At 44.4% G+C, this 824-nt stretch carries 2 rRNA genes; both read left to right on the forward strand.

The features are described from left to right. A 16S ribosomal RNA gene (locus L4D05_RS00065) occupies window positions 1-207 on the forward strand; the annotation flags it as partial. 489 nt (window positions 208-696) lie between these two features. Then, a 23S ribosomal RNA gene (locus L4D05_RS00070) occupies window positions 697-824 on the forward strand; the annotation flags it as partial.

An 824-nucleotide genomic window follows, 5' to 3' on the forward strand; every position in this document is an offset into this window, starting at 1 on the left:
CGGAATCGCTAGTAATCGTGGATCAGAATGCCACGGTGAATACGTTCCCGGGCCTTGTACACACCGCCCGTCACACCATGGGAGTGGGCTGCAAAAGAAGTGGGTAGTTTAACCTTCGGGAGGACGCTCACCACTTTGTGGTTCATGACTGGGGTGAAGTCGTAACAAGGTAGCCCTAGGGGAACCTGGGGCTGGATCACCTCCTTATACGAAAGATTGTCTTGATGAGTGTTCACACAGATTGATTAGGTTTAAAAGTTAAGAGTAAAGAAACACCTACCACACGGGCCTATAGAGCACCAGGAAAACCCCCTCGCACGCAGCGAACAGGTCTGCGGTTCGACCCCCCAAAGCGACACCATCTATAAGTGTTCTCACTTCGTTTACTAGAAACGAAAGTATTTAAAAATGGTTACTGTTTAAGTAACACATGCTCTTTAACAATTTGGAAAGCTGACGAACAACAATGTCTTGATTGAATAAAGAACAAAGAAAAGTTATCAAAACAAAAGTCCTAAAACCCTATAGAGAAAAGATGTAGGTACCAACACACATTCAAGTGTTCTTGGAAACAGCACAACTTCGGTTGTGATGTTTATATTTGAGTCCGGCAAAATCGAATGCTATCTCGCTCATTCAAATAATGAGATAGCGACTTTGGTTGTTTGCCATACATAAGACCTTTTGGGGTTGTATGGTTAAGTGACTAAGCGTACACGGTGGATGCCTTGGCAGTCAGAGGCGATGAAGGACGTAATAACTTGCGATAAGCCCAGATTAGGTAGTAATAACCTGTGAGTCTGGGATTTCCGAATGGGGAAACC

This window comes from Vibrio nomapromontoriensis, assembly GCF_050337205.1.
In the GTDB taxonomy this organism is placed as follows: domain Bacteria; phylum Pseudomonadota; class Gammaproteobacteria; order Enterobacterales; family Vibrionaceae; genus Vibrio; species Vibrio nomapromontoriensis.